Source organism: Nocardia sp. NBC_00508, from assembly GCF_036346875.1.
Lineage (GTDB): Bacteria > Actinomycetota > Actinomycetes > Mycobacteriales > Mycobacteriaceae > Nocardia.
The window spans coordinates 5,887,790-5,908,752 of sequence record NZ_CP107852.1 but is presented as its reverse complement, the minus strand read 5'-3'; the positions used below and the strand labels follow the sequence as shown (position 1 = coordinate 5,908,752).

At 68.6% G+C, this 20,963-nt stretch carries 23 protein-coding genes; 8 read left to right on the top strand and 15 right to left on the bottom strand.

The window, feature by feature from the left end; translation table 11 throughout:
• Positions 1-180: 180 nt before the first annotated feature.
• Both OHA40_RS26485 and miaB read right to left on the bottom strand, forming a co-directional pair.
• Positions 181-915, bottom strand: coding sequence for an Rv2732c family membrane protein (locus OHA40_RS26485; RefSeq protein WP_330229565.1), 735 nt, complete (start codon positions 913-915; stop codon positions 181-183).
• Positions 912-2,378, bottom strand: coding sequence for a tRNA (N6-isopentenyl adenosine(37)-C2)-methylthiotransferase MiaB (gene miaB, locus OHA40_RS26480; RefSeq protein ID WP_330234390.1), 1,467 nt, complete (start codon positions 2,376-2,378; stop codon positions 912-914). Before miaB ends, OHA40_RS26485 begins: the two co-directional genes overlap by 4 nt.
• 349 nt (positions 2,379-2,727) lie before the next feature.
• Between miaB and OHA40_RS26475 the strand changes: the two genes are divergently transcribed.
• The 7 genes from OHA40_RS26475 to OHA40_RS26445 all read left to right on the top strand — a co-directional run bounded on the left by OHA40_RS26475 (position 2,728) and on the right by OHA40_RS26445 (position 8,946).
• Positions 2,728-3,456 (top strand): amino acid ABC transporter ATP-binding protein, encoded by a 729-nt coding sequence (locus tag OHA40_RS26475; RefSeq protein ID WP_330234389.1) that lies wholly within the window; start codon positions 2,728-2,730, stop codon positions 3,454-3,456.
• Between the two features lie 52 nt (positions 3,457-3,508).
• Positions 3,509-4,345 (top strand): glutamate ABC transporter substrate-binding protein, encoded by an 837-nt coding sequence (locus tag OHA40_RS26470; RefSeq protein ID WP_330229564.1) that lies wholly within the window; start codon positions 3,509-3,511, stop codon positions 4,343-4,345.
• A gap of 104 nt (positions 4,346-4,449) precedes the next feature.
• The gene (locus OHA40_RS26465) at positions 4,450-5,130 is read left to right on the top strand and encodes an amino acid ABC transporter permease (protein ID WP_330229563.1); all 681 of its coding nucleotides are present in this window, start codon (positions 4,450-4,452) and stop codon (positions 5,128-5,130) included.
• Between the two features lie 67 nt (positions 5,131-5,197).
• Positions 5,198-6,100, top strand: a complete 903-nt coding sequence (locus OHA40_RS26460; protein WP_330229562.1) for an amino acid ABC transporter permease — start codon at positions 5,198-5,200, stop codon at positions 6,098-6,100.
• Complete coding sequence (locus OHA40_RS26455; protein ID WP_330229561.1) at positions 6,097-6,531, top strand: DUF1801 domain-containing protein; 435 nt, start codon at positions 6,097-6,099, stop codon at positions 6,529-6,531. The genes OHA40_RS26460 and OHA40_RS26455 overlap by 4 nt, the downstream gene beginning before the upstream one ends.
• A gap of 363 nt (positions 6,532-6,894) precedes the next feature.
• The gene (locus tag OHA40_RS26450) at positions 6,895-8,415 is read left to right on the top strand and encodes a flavin monoamine oxidase family protein (RefSeq protein WP_330229560.1); all 1,521 of its coding nucleotides are present in this window, start codon (positions 6,895-6,897) and stop codon (positions 8,413-8,415) included.
• 78 nt (positions 8,416-8,493) lie between these two features.
• Positions 8,494-8,946, top strand: a complete 453-nt coding sequence (locus tag OHA40_RS26445) for a GlcG/HbpS family heme-binding protein (protein WP_330229559.1) — start codon at positions 8,494-8,496, stop codon at positions 8,944-8,946.
• 493 nt (positions 8,947-9,439) lie between these two features.
• Here the strand turns inward: OHA40_RS26445 and recX are convergent, their stop codons facing one another.
• From recX to OHA40_RS26420, 5 genes are all read right to left on the bottom strand, one after another.
• The gene (gene recX, locus OHA40_RS26440) at positions 9,440-10,027 is read right to left on the bottom strand and encodes a recombination regulator RecX (RefSeq protein WP_330234388.1); all 588 of its coding nucleotides are present in this window, start codon (positions 10,025-10,027) and stop codon (positions 9,440-9,442) included.
• Between the two features lie 391 nt (positions 10,028-10,418).
• Positions 10,419-11,462 carry a recombinase RecA gene (gene recA, locus OHA40_RS26435; protein WP_330229558.1) on the bottom strand — a complete coding sequence of 348 codons (1,044 nt, stop codon included), beginning with the start codon at positions 11,460-11,462 and terminating at the stop codon, positions 10,419-10,421.
• A 227-nt stretch (positions 11,463-11,689) separates the two neighbouring features.
• Positions 11,690-12,139, bottom strand: coding sequence for a nuclear transport factor 2 family protein (locus OHA40_RS26430; RefSeq protein WP_330229557.1), 450 nt, complete (start codon positions 12,137-12,139; stop codon positions 11,690-11,692).
• 29 nt (positions 12,140-12,168) lie between these two features.
• On the bottom strand, positions 12,169-13,053 hold the full coding sequence (locus OHA40_RS26425; protein ID WP_330229556.1) for a pyridoxamine 5'-phosphate oxidase family protein: 885 nt from the start codon (positions 13,051-13,053) through the stop codon (positions 12,169-12,171).
• A 32-nt stretch (positions 13,054-13,085) separates the two neighbouring features.
• On the bottom strand, positions 13,086-13,547 hold the full coding sequence (locus tag OHA40_RS26420; protein WP_330229555.1) for a VOC family protein: 462 nt from the start codon (positions 13,545-13,547) through the stop codon (positions 13,086-13,088).
• A 156-nt stretch (positions 13,548-13,703) separates the two neighbouring features.
• Between OHA40_RS26420 and OHA40_RS26415 the strand changes: the two genes are divergently transcribed.
• Positions 13,704-14,219 (top strand): CGNR zinc finger domain-containing protein, encoded by a 516-nt coding sequence (locus tag OHA40_RS26415; protein WP_330234387.1) that lies wholly within the window; start codon positions 13,704-13,706, stop codon positions 14,217-14,219.
• 19 nt (positions 14,220-14,238) lie between these two features.
• Here the strand turns inward: OHA40_RS26415 and OHA40_RS26410 are convergent, their stop codons facing one another.
• The 8 genes from OHA40_RS26410 to OHA40_RS26375 form a co-directional block, all read right to left on the bottom strand.
• Positions 14,239-15,483 (bottom strand): phosphotransferase, encoded by a 1,245-nt coding sequence (locus OHA40_RS26410; protein WP_330229554.1) that lies wholly within the window; start codon positions 15,481-15,483, stop codon positions 14,239-14,241.
• Entirely contained in the window at positions 15,480-15,674 is a 195-nt protein-coding gene (locus tag OHA40_RS26405) for a DUF3046 domain-containing protein (protein ID WP_330229553.1), read from the bottom strand. The genes OHA40_RS26410 and OHA40_RS26405 overlap by 4 nt, the downstream gene beginning before the upstream one ends.
• A 55-nt stretch (positions 15,675-15,729) precedes the next feature.
• Positions 15,730-16,887 carry a glycosyltransferase gene (locus OHA40_RS26400; protein ID WP_330229552.1) on the bottom strand — a complete coding sequence of 386 codons (1,158 nt, stop codon included), beginning with the start codon at positions 16,885-16,887 and terminating at the stop codon, positions 15,730-15,732.
• Positions 16,888-17,010: 123 nt separating this feature from the next.
• Entirely contained in the window at positions 17,011-17,721 is a 711-nt protein-coding gene (locus tag OHA40_RS26395) for a PIG-L deacetylase family protein (RefSeq protein ID WP_330234386.1), read from the bottom strand.
• Positions 17,722-17,801: 80 nt separating this feature from the next.
• Positions 17,802-17,975 (bottom strand): hypothetical protein, encoded by a 174-nt coding sequence (locus OHA40_RS26390; protein ID WP_169811181.1) that lies wholly within the window; start codon positions 17,973-17,975, stop codon positions 17,802-17,804.
• A gap of 247 nt (positions 17,976-18,222) precedes the next feature.
• On the bottom strand, positions 18,223-18,861 hold the full coding sequence (locus tag OHA40_RS26385) for a PRC-barrel domain-containing protein (RefSeq protein ID WP_330229551.1): 639 nt from the start codon (positions 18,859-18,861) through the stop codon (positions 18,223-18,225).
• Positions 18,862-18,940: 79 nt separating this feature from the next.
• Entirely contained in the window at positions 18,941-19,108 is a 168-nt protein-coding gene (locus tag OHA40_RS26380; protein WP_330229550.1) for a hypothetical protein, read from the bottom strand.
• A 165-nt stretch (positions 19,109-19,273) separates the two neighbouring features.
• A complete protein-coding gene (locus tag OHA40_RS26375) occupies positions 19,274-20,812 on the bottom strand; it encodes a bifunctional phosphatase PAP2/diacylglycerol kinase family protein (RefSeq protein WP_330229549.1) in 1,539 nt (512 codons plus the stop codon).
• Positions 20,813-20,963: the final 151 nt, after the last annotated feature.

The following is a 20,963-nucleotide window of genomic DNA, read 5'->3' as shown; positions in this document are numbered from 1 at the left end:
GCTACCCCGAGCCTCCACACAGCCCGGCACACAAGCGGCTACCCCGAGCCTCCGCACAGCCCGATGCGGCCTGATGACGGGACTGTGTCCGGCAGCGCCGATTGTGCCGGGTACCGGCCCGGATCAACGGCGGCGGTCCCTCTGGTTGGAGGGGCCCCGTGCCGTCGGCATGAATTCTGGTCAGGATTCGCCGGTGAGGCGGCGGCGATCGCGTTCCTCCGCGGATGCGGCGGCGTTGCGGCGCTGCTCTTCGGCGGCCAAGTGCAGTGCGGTGCGGCTCCACACCACGCGCACCCAGTGGAAGGTGAGCACGATCGCGACGATGGCGCCGAGGATCAGGCCGAAGCCGGGGCCGGCGCCGACATAGTTGCCCAGCCCGGGGGTCTGGCGGTGCCAGATCGAAAGGACGCCGAACACGCTGGCGACAGCGCTGCCCGCGACGGCGATCCAGGCCAGCACCCAGCGGCGGGTCATCAGCGCCAACGTCGAGAATCCGATGCCGAAGACCGCGATGAACCAGACGAAGACCCGCGAGGGCAGCCCGATGTGCTCGATGCGCGCGACGTCGGTGTTCAACAGCACGTCGAACCCGCGTGCCGCGCCCGCATGCGGCAAGACCAGCGACACCAGCAGCAGGAACACGGCTCCGGCCACCACCATGGCGCGCACGCCGGGGTCGATCTCCCCCGCGATCCTGCGCTCGACAGCATCGAGATCGTCCCGGAATTGTTCGAAGTCGCTGGCGCTCTCGACCGAGCTCACTGAGTCCTCGTTTCGTTCGTCTCCGGCGGCGCTCGCGGATTTCCCGGCCTGTTCCGGGGTCTCCGCAGACGTGCCGCGCTCGTCGTCGCCGGACGCGGGTTCGACCCCGCCGCGGCGCGCGGCGTCGCCCTCGTCGTCCGGCCTGGTGGTCATGCGCCGCAGCCGGTGGAGCAGCCCGCGGCCGCCGGTTCAGGGGCGGGCGCACCGATACGCGGCAGGCCGAGACCGACGCCGATGGGGGCTGTCTTCGGCGTGACGCCGCGCTCGTGCGCGTCACCGGCGCGGGTGCGGCGGTGCGTCTTGATCCCGGCGTCGGCGATCAGATGATGCGGGGCCGCGCCGGTGATGTCGACGGTGACCAGATCGCCGGGGCGGATCGGCTCGGCGGTGCCGCCGGGGCGGAAGTGCACCAGCCTGCCGTCGCGGGCGCGTCCGCTCATCCTGGCGGTCGCGGCGTTCTTCTTGCCCGCCCCCTCGGCAACCAGCAGCTCCACCTCGGTACCGACCAGCTCATGGTTGGCGGCCAGGGAGATCTCCTCCTGCAGCACGATCAGCCGGTCGTAGCGCTCCTGCACGACGGCCTTGGGGAGCTGATCGGGCATGTCAGCGGCGGGGGTACCGGGCCGCTTGGAGTACTGGAAGGTGAACGCGCTGGTGAAGCGCGCCCGCCGGACCACGTCCAAGGTCTCCTGGAAGTCCTCTTCGGTCTCGCCGGGGAAGCCGACGATGATGTCGGTGGTGATCGCCGCGTGCGGCATCGCGGCACGCACCTTCTCGATGATCCCCAGGTAGCGAGCCTTGCGGTAGGAGCGCCGCATGGCCTTGAGCACCCGGTCCGAACCCGACTGCAGTGGCATGTGCAGCTGCGGGCAGATATTCGGGGTCGCGGCCATCGCCTCGATCACGTCATCGGTGAACTCGGCCGGGTGCGGCGAAGTGAAACGGACCCGCTCCAAGCCGTCGATGGTCCCGCAAGCGCGCAGCAGCTTGGCGAACGCGCCGCGGTCGCGTGGCTCGGCCGGGTCGGCGAACGACGCGCCATAGGAGTTCACGTTCTGGCCGAGCAGGGTCACCTCGAGCACGCCCTGGTCGACCAGCGCCTGCACCTCGGCGAGCACATCACCGGGACGGCGGTCGACCTCCTTGCCGCGCAGCGCGGGCACGATGCAGAAGGTGCAGGTGTTGTTGCAGCCGACCGAGATGGAGACCCACCCCGCGTAGGCGGACTCGCGCTTGGCGGGCAGGGTGGACGGGAACGCCTCCAGCGACTCCAGGATCTCCACCTGGGCTTGCCGGTTGTGCCGCGCCCGCTCCAGCAGCACCGGCAGCGAGCCGATGTTGTGTGTGCCGAACACCACATCCACCCAAGGCGCCTTGCGCACCACGACGTCGCGGTCCTTCTGCGCCAGACAGCCGCCGACGGCGATCTGCATGCCGGGACGGCCCGCTTTGACCGGCGCCAGGTGGCCGAGCGTGCCGTAGAGCTTGTTGTCGGCGTTCTCACGCACCGCGCAGGTGTTGAACACGACGAGGTCGGCCGTCGCGCCGGGCGCGGCCTTCACGTATCCCGCGTCCTCCAGCAGGCCCGACAAGCGTTCGGAATCGTGCACGTTCATCTGGCAACCGAAGGTGCGGACCTCGTAACTGCGTGCCGTGCCCTCTGCGGGCGCGGGCGACAACACTGCCTGTCCGATCGAATCCACCCATCCAGGGTACGGGGGCCCGTCCGGCGGGTTTCGCGGGCATCCGCGCAGGCTCCGGGCACATATCCGGGCGAACGGAGCGGTGGACCGATTGGTTACGTCGACGTGTCAAATCGGCGCGGCGAGACGGTGTGTCGCCGAAACCCGGGCAAATCCCCAATTTTTGCTTAAGGTCTTGTCCATGACCGACGACGCCGCTATCCCCGACACGATCGGGGACGCTCCTGCCGGGGCCGTCAGCGCCGCCACCAGCGCGCCGCCGATGATCTCGATTCGCAGTGTGGATAAACACTTCGGCGACCTGCATGTACTCCGGGACATCAACCTCGAGGTTCCCAAGGGACAGGTCGTCATCGTGCTGGGCCCCTCGGGTTCCGGTAAATCGACGCTGTGCCGCACCATCAACCGACTGGAACCGATCGACTCCGGCGACATCGCCATCGACGGTGTCCCGTTGCCCGCCGAGGGCCGCGCGCTCGCCGCGCTGCGCGCCGACGTGGGCATGGTGTTCCAATCGTTCAACCTTTTCGCGCACAAGACGATCGTGGAGAACGTCATGCTCGCGCCGATCAAGGTCCGCAAGATCAAGAAGGACGCTGCCCGCACCAGGGCCATGGAACTGCTCGACCGGGTCGGCATCGCCAACCAGGCCGACAAGTACCCGGCCCAGCTCTCCGGCGGGCAGCAGCAGCGCGTCGCGATCGCCCGCGCGCTGGCGATGAACCCGAAGGTGATGCTGTTCGACGAGCCGACCTCCGCCTTGGACCCGGAGATGGTCAACGAGGTGCTCGAGGTGATGGTGTCGCTGGCCAAGGAGGGGATGACCATGCTGGTCGTCACCCACGAGATGGGGTTCGCCCGCCGCGCCGGGAACCGGGTGCTGTTCATGGCCGACGGCCAGGTGGTAGAGGACGCGCCGCCGGACGCCTTTTTCACCGCCCCGAAGTCCGACCGCGCCAAGGACTTCTTGGGCAAGATCTTGAGCCACTGACCTGCCGGACACAGCGGCCAGCAATACCCACGAGAGGGAGAAGGAAAACTCGATGAGGATCAACCGTGCCCTGCGATTCGGTGTCGGGGCGATCGCCCTGGCACTCGCCGCCGCGACCGCCACCGGCTGTGGCGGCGGCGACGACAAATCCGCCCTGGACCACGCCAAGGACGGCAAGCTCACCATCGGCATCAAGTTCGACCAGCCGGGTCTGGGCCTGCGGAACAAGGACGGCTCCTACAGCGGTTTCGATGTCGAGGTGGCCAAGTACGTCGCGGGCAAGCTCGGCGTGCAGCCCGAGGGCGTCACGTTCAAGGAATCCCCCTCCGGCCAGCGCGAGACGCTGATCGAGAACGGCCAGGTCGACTACATCGTCGCCACCTACTCGATCAACGACCAGCGCAAGGAGAAGATCGACTTCGCCGGTCCGTACTACATCGCGGGTCAGTCGCTGCTGGTGCGTGCCGACAACACCGCCATCAACGGCCCCGATGATCTGAAGGGCAAGAAGGTCTGCTCGGTGAAGGGCTCTACCCCGGCGCAGAACATCAGCAAGAACTTCCCCGACACCCAGCTGCAGGCCAACGACACCTATTCGCTGTGCCTCGAGGGCCTGCGCGCGGGTTCGTGGGACGCGGTGACCACCGACGACATCATCCTGGCCGGATACGCCGCGCAGAGCACCGGCGCGTTCAAGGTGGTCGGCAAGCCGTTCACCACGGAGAACTACGGCATCGGGTTGAAGAAGGGCGACAAGGAACTGCGCGACAAGATCAACGACGCGATCGAGGCGATGATCGCCGACGGCTCCTGGAAGAAGGCGTTCGACTCGACCGTCGGCGCCTCGGGCTACCAGGCCCCGCAGCCGCCGACGGTGAACCGGTACTGAGTTCCTCCGTCTTCCCCAGCACGGGTGGCCCGGCCCCGACCGGACCGGGCCACCCGCCGCACTTCCCCTGACCATCGAGACCCGATCGGAGGGACGCGTCCGCCGTGTTCGACCTGATCTCGAGGTACGACACCGAAATCCTCGAAGCCTTCTGGGTGACCATCCAACTGAGCGTGCTGTCGGCGATCGGCGCGCTGATCCTGGGCACCGTCGTCGCCGCGCTGCGCGTATCACCCGTGCCGGTCGCGCGCTGGATCGGCACCGCCTACGTCACCATCTTCCGCAACACCCCGCTCACGCTGATCATCGTGTTCATGTCGCTGGGCCTCTACACCACGATGGGCTGGCGGCTCGCGGGTGAGGGCCCGGATTCGCTGGCGCAGAACAACTTCCGCTTCGCGGTCATCGGCTTGAGCATCTACACCGCCGCCTTCGTCTGCGAGTCGCTGCGCGCGGGCATCAACACCGTGCCGATGGGCCAGTCCGAGGCGGGGCGCTCGCTCGGCTTCGGCTTCCTGCAGAACCTGCGGCTGATCGTCCTGCCTCAGGCCTTTCGCTCGGTCATCGCCCCGTTGGGCAGCGTCCTGATCGCGCTGACGAAGAACTCCACCATCGCCTCCGCCATCGGCGTCGCCGAGGCCGCGACTTTGATGGCGGAGATGACCGAGACCGAGGCCGCGGTGCTGGCGATCGGCGCGATCTTCGCGCTCGGCTTCGTGATCCTGACCCTGCCGACCGGCCTGTTCTTCGGCTGGCTGGCCAAGCGTTACGAGGTGGCCCGATGAGCGAGCGAAGCATCAACACAGCCGCAAGTGCGGTCATGCCGGAGCCGAGCGTCAGTGAGGCGCAGGCATGAGCGCAGGTGCTTCGGTTCTGTTCGACGCGCCAGGTCCGAAGGCGAGGCTGCGCAACAGCGCCTACTCGGTCCTGGTCGTGGTCGCGGTGGCTGCGGCGCTCTGGGTGCTCTACCGCGGATTCGCCGACAAGGGACAGTTCACCGCCGAGAAGTGGCAGCCGTTCCTGGAAGCCGAGGTCTGGTCGACCTACCTGCTGCCGGGTCTGCGGGGCACGATCGTCGCCGCGCTGCTGTCGATCGTGCTGGCCTTGATCCTCGGCATGATCTTCGGCGTGCTGCGGCTGTCGGACCATCGGGCCGTGCGCTGGGTGGCAGGTGCGATCGTCGAGGTGGCACGCGCGATCCCGGTGCTGATCCTGATGATCTTCCTGTTCGCGGTGTACTCCGACTACGACCTGTTCAAGTCCGACGACCTCGCGCTCGCCGCGGTGGTCACCGCGCTGACCATCTACAACGGCTCGGTTATCGCGGAAATCGTGCGGGCGGGCATCCGGTCGCTGCCGAAGGGGCAGGCCGAGGCGGCTGTCGCGCTGGGCATGCGGAAGGGCCAGCTGATGCGCTTGGTCCTGTTGCCGCAGGCGATCACGGCGATGCTGCCCGCGCTGGTCTCGCAGATGGTGGTCGCGCTCAAGGACTCGGCGCTGGGTTACCAGATCACCTATGTCGAAATCGTGCGCTCGGGCCAACAGCTCGGCGCGGCCGAACAGAACACCGTCCCGGCGCTGATGATCATCGCGGTCATCATGATCGCGCTCAACAGCGCGCTGACTCTGGTGGCGACCAAGCTGGAACAGCGGCTGCGGGCGCGTAAGCGCGGGAAGGGCGCCGGCGCCGTGGTCGCCGCGGACTCCGTCATCACCGACGCGGCGCCTGGCGTCGACATCAGCGCGAAACCGTGAGCATCGACGAGCAGGAGTTCGAACGGTTCCTTGCCGCGGCGGGTGACCGGTCCGTGGAGTTGCGTGCGCTGGACGTGGTGATCCGCTCCAGCGCACCGACTTTCGAACCGGTGCTCACCAAGGGCATGGGTGCGCCCATGCTGGGGTACGGCATGCTGCCGTACCGGTCCAAGAGCATGAGGGAACCGGGCGAATGGCCGGTCGTCGCGCTCGCCGCACGTAAGAACTATGTGTCGCTCTATATTTCGGCGCTGGAGGCCGGGGAGTATGTGGCCGAGCGGTATGCCGACCGGCTCGGGAAAGTCAGCTGCGGGAAGTCCTGTATCCGGTTCAAGCGCTTGGACGATCTGAACCTGGAGACGGTGCGGGAGATCCTGCGCGAACTGGAGCGGCGCAAGCTCGCCGGAGAGAAGCTCTACGGCGAGCCCTGATACGAGTATCGCCCTACCCGAGTCCGGGCTGCGACCCGACAACGTCACCGCGGGAGCACATTTCAGTCGCACGCTGAGTCTTCGACAATCCATGGGGACGCGGGGATCGGCGACGCGGCGGGATCGGCCGATTGCACATAATGCTTTGGGAAGTATTGGCCCGCAACGGCTCTCACTGTCAGCTTCCGAAGCGGGCCGACCGGGCATCGAGCGGCTTGCTGCACCGAGGTGTTGCGCTCGAGCTGAGCACAACACTCGTCCCGTCGGCGGCTGAACGCCAATCTCGTAGGCAGACACCGATCCCCGGTAGCCGACCGGTGGAACGGTCATCAGTGCTTCATGCCGATGGGGAGTTGACGATCGATGACCAGCCGTACCTCCGACCGCCTGTTCGACGAGTCTTTCGCGTTCCCCGGCGAGCTGCGCCGCCCCGGTTGCGCGGGTCCCGCCCGCGTCGCCGTGATCGGCGCCGGTGCCAGCGGTCTGGCCGCCGCCTATGAGCTGCAACGGCACGGCCTCGACGTCACCGTGTACGAGCGCACTGCGCGGCCCGGCGGACGTGTCCGCACCTGGCGGTTCTGGGACGGCACCCACGGCGAGCTGGGTGCGATGCGGATCCCAGGCAATCACCACTGCACATTGCATTATGTCGACGAGTTCGGCTTGGCCACACGGCCTTTCGTCAACGCCAATCCCGACGCGTACTACCTGCTGCGCGGACGGCGGGTGCGCAGGTCGAAGGTGGGTGAGGTGCTGCCCGCCTATCAGCTGCGCGAGGCCGAGCGAACCGACCCGCTGCTGGCGCTCGAACGCCTGCTGCGCGATGCCTGGCACAGGCTCGGCGACCATCGGCGCAAGGCGCTGTTGGCCGGGGACGTGGCCGATCCCGAACTGGACCGGCTGGCCGCGACCTCGCTGTGGCAGTTCGCCAGGCAGCGGCTCTCGCCGGACGCGTGGGACCTGATCGGGCACGCCAGCGGGCTGCTGCACTACGAGCACGCCTCGCTGCTGGAGGTGCTGGTCGACTACTTCGGGCTGTTCAATGTCGACCAGCTGGAGCTGGTGGACGGAACCGACGCGCTGATCCGCGGTTTCACCGACGCGTTGCGCCCGGGCAGTCTCCGGCTGGCCACTCGCATCACCGAACTGCACGTCACCGCCGACGGCGTGCGGCTGCGGGGCGAGCGGCACGGCGCTGCGCTCACCGACGAGGTCGACTTCGTGGTCTGTGCGACTCCGGCGCCCGGCCTGGACCAGATCGACATCTCCCCCGCGCTGCCCGCACAGCAGCGGCAGGCGATCCGCGGAATCAGCTACGCCAGCAGCACGAAAACGCTCGTGCACGTGCGCGAGCGGCACTGGGAACACGTCGACGGGATCTTCGGCGGCGGCAGCTTCACCGATCTGCCGATCCAGCAGGTGTGGTACCCGTCGGACAACGCCCAGCCGGTGCCCGGCGAATCCCGCTGGGCGGCAGCGGATCACGACCGGTCGCACGCCCCGGCCGTGCTGACCGCCGCCTACCTGTGGGAGAACAATGCCCGGCGGTTCGCGGCGCTGCCCGAAACCGACCGCACCAGGGTGGTGCTCGCCTCGCTCGAACAGCTGCACCCCGGTCTCACCGCCGCGGTGGACGACGTCGTGCACTGGACCTGGGACGAGCAGGTCGGCATGGGCGGCGGCGCGTTCGCCTACCTGGCGCCCGGGCAGCACGCACGCTACCTCGCGGGAATCGCCGCGCCGCATCCTGCCCCGGCGCCGCGGGTGTTCTTCGCGGGCGAACACCTCTCGGTCGCGCACGCCTGGATCCAAGGCGCGCTGCAATCGGCGCTGCAATCCGTCCGCCACGTGCTGGATCAGGTGAGCGTGCCGCGTGCGGCTTGACCGAGCCACCTTGCTGCTCGCCTCGGTCAGCGCCGTCTGCGGCGCAAGCCACCGAAGTTCTCGACACAGGAGTACAGAATGACGATCACCACGGGCGCGATCACGCTGGAACGCGCGGCGCTCATCGTTGCCGAGGCGCTGACCTTCGGCGCGGCACAAGGGTTCGACCCGCTCACCGTCGCGGTGCTCGACCCTGGCGGACACCTCGTCGCCCTGCAACGTCAGGACGGCTCCGGCATCCTGCGCCCGCAAATCGCGATCGCGAAGGCTTGGGGCGTACTCGGCTTGGGCGTCTCCAATCGTGAGATCGCCCGCCGCGCGGCGGCCGCGCCGACCTTCTTCACCTCGGTCGCCGCGCTTGCCGAGGGGCGCATCCTCGACGTGCCCGGCGGCGTCTTCATCCGCGACGCGGCGGGCAGGCTTCTGGGTGCGGTCGGCTCCACCGGCGCTGCTACATCCCTCGAGGACGAACGCGCGGCGGTCGCGGGCATCGCGGCCGCCGGTCTGGTCGCCGAAACCGGTGAGGTGTAGACCGACGATGCCGCGCCCGAATCCCGCATGGCGTTGCACGTCCGTGGCGGCGGTACGACGGGTCAAGACCTCGACCGCCGCGGGCCGGGCCCCGATCGGCTGTCCGAGCTCGAACAATCAGCAAACCGACCGAAAACGCCGCAGCCGCCCGAGATTCCGGTAGCGGCCGACAGCTGGAATAGGCGGTGCCGCCGCCACAGTGGTCGACACCTGTCGAGTATCCGCATCCCGCACGCCGACCAGCGTGGAGCGCAGTTGTGAGCGGGAGCCCTCGAGTAACCGCGCCGCACGGCTGGATCCGCAATCGAGGAGACACTCACATATCCCGCCCCACAGTGATCCCGGATATGCGGCCGCTTCTCGTGCATGGCGCGCGATTCGCAGGCGCAGCTCGCCTTCCGCCGGTGATCACGATCGTTTCGGCTGGACACGCCCCACCATCTCTGCGAGCACTCGCCCGGATTACCGCGGAGTCGGCTCGCCGCAGCGCGATTCAGTCGACGGGGTCGATGAGATCGCTGTCTGCGCCGTGATCGGCCAGTGCCTGCTTGACCACGCGGTAAGCCGTGGACTGGCCGTAGCCGCGGCGGGCGAGCATGCTGACGAGACGACGAATCGCCTTGTCGTGGTCCAGGTCTCGCGGCAGCGAACGCATTTTGCGGCGGACCAGTTCGGCGGCGCGGGATTCCTCGTCGTCGGCGGTGATGGCGGCGAGGGCGGACACGACATCCTGCTGCGGGACGCCTTTGCGCCGGAGTTCCTGAGCGAGCGCCTGCTTTCCTTTGCCGGAGAAAGTGTGGCGGGAGTGCACCCATTGCTCAGCGAAAGCGGCGTCGTCGACAAGGCCCACGTGAGTGAGGCGCTCCAGCGCCCGATCGCTCACCTCGGGTGAGTACCCCTTGGCGGCCAGCCGCTGGGCGAGTTCGGCACGGCTGCGGGCGCGGACGGCGAGCAAGCGAAGACATGCCTCCTTGGCTTGCTCGACCGTCCCGCCCGGTGAGTTGCGCTCCGAAGAGGACCGGCTCGCACCGGCTTCGGCCTCGGGCGCATCCCACTCGGGTCCGGCCGCCACCGGATCCATCCAGCGGCTCTCGGCCCGTTCGACGTCGGCCGACTGGAAGTCGCTGTGCCCGAGTGCATTCCGGCGTCCTCGCCGGGACCCGGTCGAGCGCACCCGCTGCGGATCGGGCGCGCTCGACCGAGTTCCCATGGTGTCCACCTCGGCCGAACCGGCCGACCGGACTGGTCCCGGTTCTCGCTCCTCCGACCGGAATCCGGCGGTCACCGGACCCGCTGATCGGCCTGCCGCAGTCGGTACGACGGAATCGTGCCCGCTCGCACGCGACACACCTGTTGCCGTCCCGGCGTCATCGACACCGAGACGAGCCAGCTGGCGCCGCATGTCCGCGATCGGATCAGAGGACGATGTCGCCCGCGCGCCCCGACCCGACGACCGCCGGCTGTTCATCGACTCAGAAATCGGCCGGTACCTCGGCGGCGCCCTCCGCGGTCACGTCGGCGCCGATACCGAGCTTCTCCTTGATCTTCTTCTCGATCTCGTCGCGGACGTCGACATTCTCCAGCAGGAACTTGCGGGCGTTCTCCTTGCCCTGGCCGAGTTGATCGCCCTCGTAGGTGTACCAGGAGCCGGACTTGCGGATGAAGCCCTGCTCGACACCCATGTCGATGAGCGAGCCCTCCTTGGAGATGCCGTGCCCGTAGAGGATGTCGAACTCGGCCTGCTTGAACGGCGGCGAGACCTTGTTCTTCACGACCTTCACCCGGGTGCGGTTGCCCACCGCGTCGCTGCCGTCCTTGAGCGTCTCGATGCGGCGCACGTCCAGGCGCACCGACGCGTAGAACTTCAACGCCTTACCGCCGGTGGTGGTCTCCGGCGAGCCGAACATCACGCCGATCTTCTCGCGCAGCTGGTTGATGAAGATCGCGGTGGTGCCGGAGTTGTTCAGCGCGCTGGTCATCTTCCGCAGCGCCTGGCTCATCAGGCGAGCCTGCAGGCCGACGTGGCTGTCACCCATCTCGCCCTCGATCTCGGCGCGCGGCACCAGCGCGGCCACCGAGTCGATGACGATGATGTCGATGGCGCCGGAGCGCACCAGCATGTCGGCGATCTCCAGCGCCTGCTCGCCGGTGTCGGGCTGGGAAACCAGCAGCGCGTCGGTATCGACGCCGAGCTTGCGGGCGTAGTCCGGGTCGAGCGCGTGCTCGGCGTCGATGAACGCCGCCACACCGCCCGCGGCCTGCGCGTTGGCCACCGCGTGCAGCGCGACGGTGGTCTTACCCGAGGATTCCGGACCGTAGATCTCGACGACGCGGCCGCGCGGCAGACCGCCGATGCCCAGCGCCACGTCGAGCGCGATCGAACCGGTGGGGATCACCGAGATGGGCTGGCGCGCCTCCTCGCCGAGGCGCATGACGGCGCCCTTGCCGAAGCTCTTCTCCACCTGGGCCAGCGCGAGCTCGAGCGCCTTGTCCCGGTCGTACGCCTGTGGTGCCATGTCCTGATCCCCTTTTCGACGGGTAGGTCTCGTTCTGTGGTTGGCGCCTACAGTAGAGCCCGGCACCGACAAGTTCTGACGACAACACTAGACGAACAGGTGTTCGAGTCAAGCGACGCGCCCGGCGACACCCCGCACCGTCCGCACCGCCCTCGGCTGACGCCGCGCGATCACCGCACCAGCGTCGTCACCGCCGCGCCGCCCTGCGACGGTGACGTCCGGCGCCCCTATCGCTGCGGCTGCACCGACTCGTCGCCCGGATCGCGCGGCCCGAAGATGCGCCGGTCGGACTCCCCGATCCGGACATCGTTGATGCTGGCCTCCCGCCGGGACATCAGGCCGTCCGGTGCGAACTCCCACTGCTCGTTGCCGTAGCTGCGCCACCACTGGCCCGAGTCGTCGTGCCATTCGTATTGGAAGCGCACGGCGATGCGGTCTCCTTCGAATGCCCACAGATCCTTGCGCAGTGCGTACCCGTTCTCGACAGACCACTTCCTGGTCAAGAACTCGACGATGGCGTCGCGGCCGGTGAAGAACTCGTCGCGGTTGCGCCAGGTCGAGTCCTCGGTGTACGCGGCGGCGACGCGCTCGGGATCGCGGGTATTCCAGGCGTCTTCGGCGGCCCGCACCTCGAGCTCGGCGGATGCCGCGTCGAATGGGGGTAGTGGAGGTCGCATGAGACAACTCCCTTCCTGATAGATGGGGTTCACGGATTGACGGGCGAGAGTTCGGCGGCGCCCCAGCGCAGCGCTCCCTGACGCCGCTCGACCACTTCCTCGATGGTGAAGTCGAGGGAGCACTGCGCGCCGGTCGCGAAAGTCTCCGGCGCCCAGATCAGTTCGGCGGTTCCGGTCAGCTGGAGGGTCGCCCCGGTGGGCCAATCCGGGATCAGAATTCCGCACGGGGGATTCACCTCGATATTGCCGAGGGTCATGAACATGGAATTGCCCCGATAGTCCGGCCAGCGCAGCCGCGTGGGCGAAAGCACCTGCAGGAAGCCGGGATTCCCGCCGCGATGGGAGGCGTCCGCGTTGCCGTCCGCGTCGGCCGTCGCGACGAAGAACGTGTCGGCCGCCGCGACCGCGGCCTGCTGGCCCGGGTCGAGTTCGCCGCTGCGCCGGGCCGCCGGGGCCCCGGCTTCCGGCGTATAGCTCTCGATATTCCGGCGGGAGATGTACTTCGGGCAGTTCGAGTACACCTGATCGGTGACGAGGCGCAGCCCCGCGCCCTCCGGCGTCGCTCTGCCATTGACCCGCATCCGCCTGCGTCGCTGCGGTTGCAGGGCGATCATGCCGACGCGGGCATGCCGCGTCAGCGTCTCGTACAGCGGATCGGCCGCGGCGGGCCTGGCGCCGACCACGATCGTCCGGTCGTCGAGCGCGTGCACGAATCCCGGCGGCCCGACCAGCTCGCTCGCCCACAGACGGCCGGTCGCGTCGGCGGCGGCGAGCACCACCATCCGCTGTTCGGCCAGGAAGTCGGCGGCGGCCGCGGGGATCTCGGGGCGGATCATGCGGCCGACCCGCTCGGCGATGTGCGCCTGGCCCATCCGGCGCTGGACGGCGACCTCCCCGGCATGGAACGGCTCCATCACGCTTCTCCTGTCGCTTCCTGGGCGAGCGATCAGAAGAACCCGCAGGTCGGGGCAGCACCGCTGGGGGCAGGCGCGGATTCGGCTCCGCTGGGCGCGTAGACCTCGAGCCGGATCCCGTCCGGGTCGGTGAAGAAGATCCCACCGGAGGCGATGCCCTCGCCGTGCGCCACCACCCCGTCGTGGGCGAAGGTGACCGACAATTCGCGCAGCACCCGCTCGACGTCACGCACTTGGTCGATGCTGTCGACCTGGAACGAGAGATGGTGCAGCCCAGGCGTCTCGGTCGAGAATGTGCCGTCGCTCTGCTCCCACAGCGTGACGACGAGCTTGCCGTCCGCGCCGAGGAAGGCCCAGCGGCGTTCGCTGTCGGTACTCGCGGCGAGCTGTTCGAAACCCAGGGCGCGGCGATAGAAGTCCACCGAGCGATCCAGATCGGAGACGTTCAGTCCGATGTGCCCGGTGGCGAGCTGGGGTGCGGCGACAGCGTTCATGGTGTTCCTCCTCGGGAAGGTTTAACCTGTCTATATGCGTTTACTGGTTAGAACATACCGACAACGCGACAACCACGTCAACCACTGAAGCTGATTTTACTAGTTAGACAGGAGGTGGTCGCCGTGCCCAGCGACGCGGACTCGATACCCTCGGGTATGCCCGATCCACGCCCCCACCTCGGTGAACCCCTGGCGCTCGATCTGCTGAACACGCGGTGGATCGAGCACGGGCCGCAGGATCTGCTCACCGACGTGGCCGGTCTGCGCATCTGGCTGGCGTCGGCGGGCCTCGCCGATCGCGCGAGCGCCGACGCGGCCACACTGGCCGCGGTGCTGGCCGCCCGCGCGGCCGTCTACGACGTTGTCGTGCACGCCGCCCATGACGCGCTCAATGAGGTGCTCGCGCACGGCCGGATCCGGCGCGCGCTCACCGAGTCCGGGCCCGCCGAGGTGGTGGAGGTTACCGAGAAGCCCTGGCTGCCCGGCTGGCTGGCCGCCGACAACCTGCTCGACCTGCTGCGCGCCGCGCCCGACCGGATCCGTCAGTGCGCGCACCCGGACTGCGTGCTGTTCTTCTACGACACCTCGAAGAACGGAACCCGGCGCTGGCACTCGATGGCGACTTGCGGCAACCGCACCAAAGCGGCCCGGCACTACGCGCGGAAGGCGTGAGGCGCGGAAGGCTTGCGGCTCAGAACAATTCGTCGAGCAATCGGTAGTACTCGAGGCGGCTCACGTCCGGTTCGGCCAGCCCGTAGGAGGTGCAGAAGGCGGTCACCTCGGACTCGCCGAAGTCCTCGCGCAGATCACGAACGGCCAGCGCCAGATCACGGTAGCGGTCGGCGATGCCGAGTGCGCCCAGGTCGAGCAGGATCTCGCCCTCCAGCACGTTCGACGGGGTGAAATCACCGTGCGTGACCACCAGATCCTCTCGGTCCGGCCGCCGCGCCAGCAGCCGTGCGAGGATCTCCGTCGGCGTCGATCCGCGGTTGTCGTCGTCGAAGTCGTCCGGATCCACCAGGTCTTCGACCACATTGCGGCGCGCCTGCGCTAGCACCACGTCGAGCCGTCCGTCGAACGGGCACTCGGCGACCGGAATGCTGTGCAGCCGACGCAACACCGAGCCCATGGCGGTGCCGATCGAGGTCGGATACCCGGCGCCGGAGCCCGCTCGGGCGGCCAGGCTCGGCGCAGCCGCGTCGGCGAGCAACAGCACGTCGTCCTCGAAGGCCGCCACTTCCGGCAAGTGAATCCCGCGACCGCGCAACCAGTTCAGGCGTTCGTACTCGGCGACCGCCTTCGGTCCGCGTTTGAGCCAATAGGCGCCGTTCACGAGCACGACATCACCGCTCATGCCTTCGTGCTCATCCGACCAGGCCGACAACTCGCCGAGTAGTGCGGCGACCATGGGCGGCAACGGAATCGGCAGCTCACCCAGGATGTCCAGGGCGGCGCGGGTGGATTCGATCTCCTCGGGTTCACCTTCGACGAGGCGCAGCCGCATCGCCTCGGTCAGCATCGCGTGTGCCTCCGGCAGCTGATTCCGCTCGGCGAGCGCCTTGCCCAGATGCTGGAGGGCGAACGAGAGCACGTCCGGCGCGGCCGTGCGCGCGTGCTCGACGGCGCGGCGATAGAGCATCTCGGCCGTGCCCGCGTCACCGCGGTAGCGGTAGACATCGCCGAGGTTGATCCACACGGTGATCCTGCGTTGCTCGGTGTCCACCAGTTCCAGCGCACGATCGAGGTGATCCAGCGCCTCGTCGTAGCGACCGAGCAGCATCAGTTCGATGCCGGTCTGCCGGAATTCGGTGAAATCGACGGGGCGGGCCTGCGCGACCCGGGCGGCGAGGCGCTGCGGGTCGTGCGGGATCATCCGCTGCCGCTCGTCGAACCGGTAGAGCGGCTCGTCGTGCTCGACCCGGTCGGGGGCGTTCACCAGCGCGCCTTGGGGACGTCGAACTCCGCGCACAGCGCGCGCCACACATCACGGGGATCGATCCCGGCCTCGATGGCGGCGGATCCCGTGCGTCCGCCCAAGGCGGGAATCACATGGTCGTTCACCAGGGCGTCGCCCCGGGCCACACCGAACTCGGTGTGCAACAGTTCCTGGAACTCGGTCAACCGCACCGTTCCGAACTTACTCGCCTCCCACGCGTGCCCAGCTCAGTGGCACGCTCGCCGTTCAGGGATGGACGGGTTGCATAATCCGGTGGCAGAGGGCGATGGGGTCTGGGAGCGAGGCGGGCGCGGCAGCCGCTTCGGCGGCCTCGGTGTAGCCGGGGCCGGCGAGGATCTCCTCGACCGCGGCACGAAGGGCCCCGGGCGACAACGGGCGGACGACGATCGAACTACCTTGGCGGGCAGCGCGATTGGCCAGCTCCCACTGATCGCCGCCGCCGGGAACGGTGACGATCGGGACGCCCGCCGACAGGGACTTCGCGAGCAGGCCGTGCCCGCCGCCGCCCACCACGACGGAGGCGTGGGTCAGGAGTTCGTCTTGGCGGCCCAGCCCCGCTGTCGCCCACGGGGGAAGATCGGTGGGTGGCGTGTCCAGCATCGAGATCGCCACGCGGACACCGGCGCCCTCCAGTGCCTCGAGAACCGTCTCGACCATGCCCGCGACGCCGGTGTGCGCGGTGGAGGGGGCGACCATGACCAGCGGCCCGTCGCCGGGCGGAAGTTCGAGGATCGCATCGGTCGGCTCCCACAGCAGCGGACCGACGACGTGAGCCGCTTCCGGCCAGTCGGGGCGCGGTACCTCGAGCGCGGGCAAAGTGGCGATCAGACGGGCGGCGGGGCCGGGGTCGGCGGCGGGCAGTCCGACGCTCTCGCGCGCCCGCTCCCGCTGACGGTGGCCGTGGCGAACAGCGCGGGCGGTCATGCCGCGCAGCAGACCGTCCCGCATCCGCCCATACACGCCCGCACCAGGAGCGAGGCCACTCCCGATGGGCGGCAACGCCTTCGACGGCAGGTACAGCGGATGCGGGGACAGTTCCACCCACGGCACGCCGAGTCGTTCCGCGGCCATCCCGCCGCCCGCGGTCAGCACATCGGAGACGACCAGCTCGGGCAGCATCGCGCTCAAGTCCGGCAGGATCTCGGTGGAGACATGCGCGGCCCGCTCGTGAATGCGCTGCCCCGCGTCGGTGTCGTCGTCCACCGGCCGCGGCGCCAGACCCTTGAGCCGACGCACGCCGATCCCGGCCGCGAGCGCCGCCTCGAACCAGCGCGGACCGGTGAACAGCACGGGCTCGTCACCGGCGGCCAGAAACCGCAAGCACAACGCGATAGCGGGAAACGCATGCCCGGGATCGGGTCCTGCGACGACGGCTACTCGCATTCGCCTAGCCTGCCACACGGCTACCGGGGCGGATGGCACCTATCTCGGGGCGCGTCCGGAGTCGCGACGAATCCATGCCTCGTGCTGTCACCACGTCGACGCCGGAAGACGGCACAGTGCGGATCAGCCGCCGAAATAGAAAAGCTCGAAACCAACCGCGTGTTCGGCGGGGAAGCCCTCGATAGGGCCGGTCGCCCGCGCGACGACGGCCCGAACCTGGTCGGCGACCGGCTCGGGGCTCAGGGCCTCGAGGTAGCGGTGATGTTCGGCGAGCGAGGCGGCGGCCTGGGCGAGGGTCTCGCTGACGTCCACGGCGTGCGTGACGACCGGTCCCACGACCGCCGCCCACCGTGCCGACCACGGTTTCCACTCGGCGATGTCCGGGAAGATCCACTCGTTGCCCGCATCGGAGACGGCGTCCAAGGCGGCACGGCCGACTGCGCGGTGATCGGCGCTGTTGGTGTAGCCGGGCGCCCAGGTGTCGCCGAAATTGAACAACACCACCATCTCCGGCCGATGCCTGCGGATCGCGGCGGCCAAGTCGCGGCGCAGGTCCAGACTCTCCTGAACTCGACCGTCCGGGTAGCCGAGGAATTCCACCTCCCGCACGCCCACCACCTCGGCCCCTGCGACCTCTTCCGCCTCGCGGAGGGGTCCGGCGACCGCAGGCTGCAGACCGGCGATACCGGCCTCTCCGCTGGTCACCAGCACATAGCGAATGTCCTTGCCCTGCCCGGTCCAGCGTGCGACCGCAGCGGCAGCACCGTATTCGATATCGTCAGGATGCGCGACGATCACCAAGCCGCGCCGCCAGTCTTCCGGAACCTGATCCACGAGAGACATTCAAGCACTGCCGTCCCGGTGACCGGCCGTGCGACGCCCCCGACCGGACGCCGCACGGACCTCCGCTGTCGCTACAGCTTGCTCACCGTCGACTTGTCCGAGCCCGATACCGCCTTGTACAGCAGGTACAACCCGAACACGATCGCGCTGATCACGAGAATCGGGAACAGCCCTTTGATCAGCGCACCGATGACGGCCAGCGCGATCCAGACGACCGCGACGACGCCGATGATCTTCCACAACATGTGATGCCTCCCAGAAGTCCGTTTACGCTTCGAGCATGACACCTGACCGGGCGGGAATCAGCAGGTGAGACGGGATATCGGGGTGTAAATCAGGGTTCACCCCCACCCGCGCCGCGCACAGCATCAGCCTGCGCGCCGTCGACCGGTCACACGCCATGCCGTGGCGCCGCTGTGGGCGGGCACGGGAGGCCACGCGCGAATCAGCCGCGCCCGGGTGACACCCTGGCGCGGCCGTTTCGTGCGCCGGTCAGCGCATTCGGTCCTCGGGGTTGTACATCTCGTCGGTGAGCCGCTCTTCATGCGGGACGGCCTCTGGCTCCTTGGTACCGAGATCGGCCGAGTCGACAGCGTACGGGTCGGTCATCGGTTCACGCCGAATCCGCATCCCGTCGCCGCTCGCAGGCATGCGGAGCGTCTCCTCTTCGCTCTCCAGGTACGTGCGCATCCGCGCCATGCCGAGATCCTCGTGCTCCGCGCCGGTATCGCAGCGCTCCTCCGAGCGCACCATCCCGGCATCGGCACGTGGCGGCTGGTCCGGAAGCGGCTGCCTGCCGTAGACGTCCCAGGCGGCCTGATCCGGGTCGATCTGATAGTGGTCGAACAGTTCCTGCTCGGCCTGCGGGCTGATCTGCCCGTTGTGGTCCAACTGGGGCGCGGTTTTCACCGCGTCCTTCTCGACCTGCACCTGCAAGATGCCGGAGTCGGCGCGGTGCTCGGCTCCGGCCAGCGGAACCAAGGCGTCGGCGCTGAACAGCCCGGTGGATACCGCGACCCAGGTGGGCGAGCCGGAGTTGTTGTCGACGTAGACCCGTTTGACCTTGCCGATCTTGGCGCCGCCGGGGTCGTACACAGAGCTGCCGATGAGCATTTCCAGCATTTCGGTCATGGGTTCCTCCGCAGTTCGTTCGGTGCGATGCGCAGCCCGACAGAACGCGGCCGTACACCGCGCGTACCGAGAAAGGGGTTCAGTCGCTTGTGGATCGGTCGGTCACGTCGAGTCCGGCGGCGACGCGCTGAGTCCTGCGCGCCTGTCGCACCGGGTCATCGGCGGATTCACACGCCAGATAGCGGCTGATGTCCAGCCGCTGGGTATCCTCGTCGAGCAGCGATTGACGGTGGGAAACATCGAGCATGACGTGCTCCTGCCCAGTAGTGCATGGTCCCGGCCCCCGCACCGGGTCGGGTCGATCAGCTACAGATTGGCTACTACCCTGGTTCCGGCTAATCAAACCGGATCAACTGGTGAATTCGATCAAACACCCGCAGCGGTACCAACCGCATAGCAATCTTTGCGCTACCTAGCGCGACCTGGCCGCGCCGCCCGCTGCACCCCCAGCGATCGCACTGCGTTCGCCCTTGACCAGGAGCAACCCCGCGGGCCTGCTCGTGAACCGGAAATCCTTGCCCCGATGGTCGACTTCCCCGTCGGTCGCCACCGAGACCGGTTCCTCGGCTACCCGGACGTCGAGCCGGGAAACCCGCCGATGCACATAAGTGGCGGAGCGCCCGAGCGTGCCGGTGAACGTCGCCGAGATCAGCCGCAGCCGCGACAGCGGGACATCCGCCCGGAGGTAGCGAAGGTCGAGGGCGCCGCCGCGCAATTGCGGGCGCGACATCGGGATCTGATCGGCTGGTCGGTAGGCGCCGTTTCCGACGAAGAGCATCCACAGCGCGGCGCTGGTGCCGTCCACGGCGATGTGCAGCGGCCGGGCGCGGAACAGCACGCGCACCATGGCGATTCCCGCGGCGGGCCACTTGCCGATGCGGCGCTCCCAACGCTCCCGGATGCGGACGAAATCGGGATACCCGCCGAGGCTGGCGGTGTTGACGAAGATCCGCTCGTCGGCGTTGTCGAAACGCACCTCCGCCACGTCGACGCGGACCGCCTCGCCCGCTTCCAGCGCGGCGAAGGTCACCTCGGGATCCTCCACCCCGGCGTCCCTGGCGAAATGGTTCAGTGTGCCGCCCGCGAAAACCGCGAGCGGCAACCGATGGCGCACCGCGTACGCCGCGACAGTGGATACCGTTCCGTCGCCGCCGACCGCGCCGAGCGCGACGATGTCGCCGCGTCGTACCAGATCCTCGATCCGTGCTTCGAGGTCGTCGGCGCCGCCGATCGCGAGCACCGCGGCGGCGGGCAGTCGCTCGCGCAGGACGGCGAGCGCGTCGTCGCCCGCGCCCGCCTGCGGGTTGCCGATCAGCAGCAATCCGGCGCCGCGCGGTAGAGCGTCGATGTGTTCGGCCGGGCCGACTGTGGCGGGTTCGTCGTCACGAACAGCCCACCACCGCCGGGTGACCAGCGCGACCGCGGCACCGAACAACGCACCCGCCACTACGTCGGATGGCCAGTGCACGCCGATGTGCACCCGCGAATAGCCGACCGCGGCGGCGATCGGGGCCACCACAGCGCCCGCCGCAGGTGATTCCAGCGCCAGCCCCGCCGTGAACGCGGCGGCCGAGGCCGAATGCCCCGACGGGAACGACGACGACACCGGCGGAGCGACCAGCCTGCGCACGAACGGAACGGATTCGTCAGGAGGACGGCGACGCGGGAACAGCGGCTTGGCGATGCCGTTGGCCACACCGCTGGCGATTCCCAACGCGAGCAGACCACGCACCGCGCCCCGCCGAGTCGAGCGGTCCCCGGCGACGAACAGGACCGCGCCGAGCGCGATCCACAGGCGGTTCTTGTCGGCCGCGCCGCTCAACCCTTTCAGCACCCGGTCCGCGGGCGTCGGCCGGACGCGCGCGCTGTGCTCGACCAACCAGCGATCAAAGCCGTACGCGATACCGGCGACATGCCCACCGTCGCGTCCGCGAGTCGGGAGAAGCCGCATCGCCGAAGCCTACCGATTGTTCGAGGCAGCATGCCCGAGCTGGTCAATTCCCTTGCCGACGCGCGCAATTCCGCTGGCCAGACGCCTCCGGCATGCCGACCGCCCGGCCGATACCCCAACTCAGTGCACGGATGTACTCTGATCTCTACTG

Bases quoted from the DNA above. Each gene is read 5' to 3' on its own strand.
- OHA40_RS26380 (WP_330229550.1), bottom strand. From the start codon at position 19,108: ATGCTCGATGTTTCCCACCGTCAATCGCTGCTCGACGAGGATACCCAG.
- recX (WP_330234388.1), bottom strand. From the start codon at position 10,027: ATGGATCCGGTGGCGGCCGGACCCGAGTGGGATGCGCCCGAGGCCGAA.
- OHA40_RS26420 (WP_330229555.1), bottom strand. From the start codon at position 13,547: ATGAACGCTGTCGCCGCACCCCAGCTCGCCACCGGGCACATCGGACTG.
- miaB (WP_330234390.1), bottom strand. From the start codon at position 2,378: ATGAACGTGCACGATTCCGAACGCTTGTCGGGCCTGCTGGAGGACGCG.
- OHA40_RS26385 (WP_330229551.1), bottom strand. From the start codon at position 18,861: ATGACCGAAATGCTGGAAATGCTCATCGGCAGCTCTGTGTACGACCCC.
- OHA40_RS26400 (WP_330229552.1), bottom strand. From the start codon at position 16,887: ATGCGAGTAGCCGTCGTCGCAGGACCCGATCCCGGGCATGCGTTTCCC.
- recA (WP_330229558.1), bottom strand. From the start codon at position 11,462: ATGGCACCACAGGCGTACGACCGGGACAAGGCGCTCGAGCTCGCGCTG.
- OHA40_RS26390 (WP_169811181.1), bottom strand. From the start codon at position 17,975: ATGTTGTGGAAGATCATCGGCGTCGTCGCGGTCGTCTGGATCGCGCTG.
- OHA40_RS26415 (WP_330234387.1), top strand. From the start codon at position 13,704: ATGCCCGATCCACGCCCCCACCTCGGTGAACCCCTGGCGCTCGATCTG.
- OHA40_RS26475 (WP_330234389.1), top strand. From the start codon at position 2,728: ATGATCTCGATTCGCAGTGTGGATAAACACTTCGGCGACCTGCATGTA.
- OHA40_RS26460 (WP_330229562.1), top strand. From the start codon at position 5,198: ATGAGCGCAGGTGCTTCGGTTCTGTTCGACGCGCCAGGTCCGAAGGCG.
- OHA40_RS26485 (WP_330229565.1), bottom strand. From the start codon at position 915: ATGACCACCAGGCCGGACGACGAGGGCGACGCCGCGCGCCGCGGCGGG.
- OHA40_RS26470 (WP_330229564.1), top strand. From the start codon at position 3,509: ATGAGGATCAACCGTGCCCTGCGATTCGGTGTCGGGGCGATCGCCCTG.
- OHA40_RS26430 (WP_330229557.1), bottom strand. From the start codon at position 12,139: ATGCGACCTCCACTACCCCCATTCGACGCGGCATCCGCCGAGCTCGAG.
- OHA40_RS26375 (WP_330229549.1), bottom strand. From the start codon at position 20,812: ATGCGGCTTCTCCCGACTCGCGGACGCGACGGTGGGCATGTCGCCGGT.
- OHA40_RS26445 (WP_330229559.1), top strand. From the start codon at position 8,494: ATGACGATCACCACGGGCGCGATCACGCTGGAACGCGCGGCGCTCATC.
- OHA40_RS26425 (WP_330229556.1), bottom strand. From the start codon at position 13,053: ATGGAGCCGTTCCATGCCGGGGAGGTCGCCGTCCAGCGCCGGATGGGC.
- OHA40_RS26450 (WP_330229560.1), top strand. From the start codon at position 6,895: ATGACCAGCCGTACCTCCGACCGCCTGTTCGACGAGTCTTTCGCGTTC.